Genomic DNA, 1,886 nt, shown 5'->3' with positions numbered 1-1,886 from the left:
AAGCAGCCCTGGTCCAAGGCCGACGTGCCGAATCGCGACGTGCGCCTGCTGCAGGCCAAGTCGCTCTCGACCACGCCGGTGGTGGGCGACGTGGCCCAGACCGTGCGGCTCCAGCAGGCCGCGGCCGGCGCTCAGCCCCTGGCCGTGACCCCCATCCCGACCAGCGCGCCCTATACGCCGACGGTGATCCGCAGCCTGGCGATCGCGGCTCTCGCCGTGCTGGGTCACGCCAGCGACGCCAACATGGAGATCATCAACGCCATGATGGTGGAGCCCAACACCGGCTCCTGCGTCAACATGTCGAAACTGAACCTGTTCCAATGCCTGGCGGTGTCGAAGCCCCATTACGAGGACGTTTTCTGCCTGGGCCAGCACGCGATGATGGATACCGCCCGTTGCGTGATCAAAGCCTCGGGCCAGGCCGAGCCCTTCGAGGCCCGGTTCATTCCCAAGGTGGCGACCGCCGCCGAGATGGCGAAGAAGCCCTACAGGAAAGCGTCCGCCAAGCCGGCCGCCAAAAAGCGTTAGATTTCCACACGCCCGACCGTTGCCACGACCGGGTCTTTTGTGTATTTACGCCCACCTTTCGGCCCTACCGGGTCGTTCCGTCGCCGCGCGGGTTTCGCGCGGCGGCTTCGTTTTAAGGCGAAGGCGCCATGGCCGAGATCATCCTGAACGTTGAAGTCCGCGAACGCACCGGTACGGGCGGCGCCCGTGAAGCCCGTCGCTCGGGCCTGGTCCCCGGCGTGCTGTACGGCGGCTCCAAGGACCCGGTCGCCATCGCGGTGAAGTCGAACGAGTTCCGCAAGGCGCTCTACACGGGCAAGCTCCTGGGCCACCTGGTGACCCTGAAGTACGGCAAGGAAAGCCAGCCGGTCATCGCCAAGGCCGTGGACATGCACCCCGTCACCGACGAGCCGATCCACTTCGACCTCTATCGGGTCGACGAGCATCAGCTGATCAAGATCGCCGTCCCGGTTCACTTCAAGAACCACGAAGCGTCGCCGGGCCTCAAGAAGGGCGGCACCATCAACGTCGTGCGTCATGACGTCGAGCTGTCCTGCCCGGCCGACAAGATCCCGGAAGAGCTGGTCTACGACCTGACCGGCCTGGAAATCGGCGACACGATCCGCATCTCGGCCTTCGATCTGCCCGAAGGCGTCGAAGCCGCCATGGACCGCGACTTCGTCGTGGCCACCATCGCCGGCTCGTCCGCCTCGGCCTCCGCCGACGCCGCGGCTGACGACGAAGCCGCCGCCGCCGCCTCCACCACCGAATAAGCCAGACGGTCTCTTCGTCCCGAGGAGATCGAATGCTGATCCTGTCCGGCCAAGGCAATCCGGGAGCCCGCTATGCGGGCAACCGGCACAACATCGGCTTCATGGCGGTCGATGCGATCGCCCAGCGCTGGCGGTTCGGTCCCGAACGCTCGAAGTTCAAGGCCCTGGTCCGCGAGGGCGAGATCGACGGCGTGCGCGCGCTGATCCTCAAGCCGCAGAGTTTTTACAACGAGAGCGGCCGCGCCGTGGGCGAGGCGCTGAAGTTCTACAAGCTGACGCCGGCCGACCTCGTGTTGTTCTATGACGAGATCGACCTGGCCCCTGGCCGCTTCCGGATGAAGACCGGCGGCGGAGCTGCGGGCAACAATGGCGTGCGTTCGGTCACCGCCCATGTCGGCCCCGATTTCCGCCGCGCCCGGCTGGGGGTCGGCCATCCCGGCCAGAGCGAGTTGGTCCAGGGCCACGTCCTGTCGGATTTCCACAAGGTTGATCAGACCTGGGTGGCCGACCTCCTCGGCGCCGTGGCCGACGCCGCGCCGCTGCTGGCGGCCGGCGAGGATGAGAAGTACCAGACCGAAGTCATGCGCCTGGCCCCCGCCGACAAGG

General features: G+C 66.7%; 2 protein-coding genes and 1 pseudogene. All 3 read left to right on the top strand.

What is annotated here, in order from left to right; translation table 11 throughout:
* Window positions 1-528: pseudogene (locus RMO04_RS16540) on the top strand (hypothetical protein); the annotation flags it as partial.
* Between the two features lie 128 nt (window positions 529-656).
* Window positions 657-1,280 carry a 50S ribosomal protein L25/general stress protein Ctc gene (locus tag RMO04_RS16535; protein WP_309645868.1) on the top strand — a complete coding sequence of 208 codons (624 nt, stop codon included), beginning with the start codon at window positions 657-659 and terminating at the stop codon, window positions 1,278-1,280.
* Between the two features lie 32 nt (window positions 1,281-1,312).
* A partial coding sequence (gene pth, locus RMO04_RS16530; protein WP_309645867.1) for an aminoacyl-tRNA hydrolase occupies window positions 1,313-1,886 on the top strand: 574 nt, incomplete at its 3' end.

The organism is Phenylobacterium sp., assembly GCF_031412415.1.
In the GTDB taxonomy this organism is placed as follows: Bacteria; Pseudomonadota; Alphaproteobacteria; order Caulobacterales; family Caulobacteraceae; genus Phenylobacterium.
This window is presented reverse-complemented; position numbering and strand designations above follow the sequence as displayed.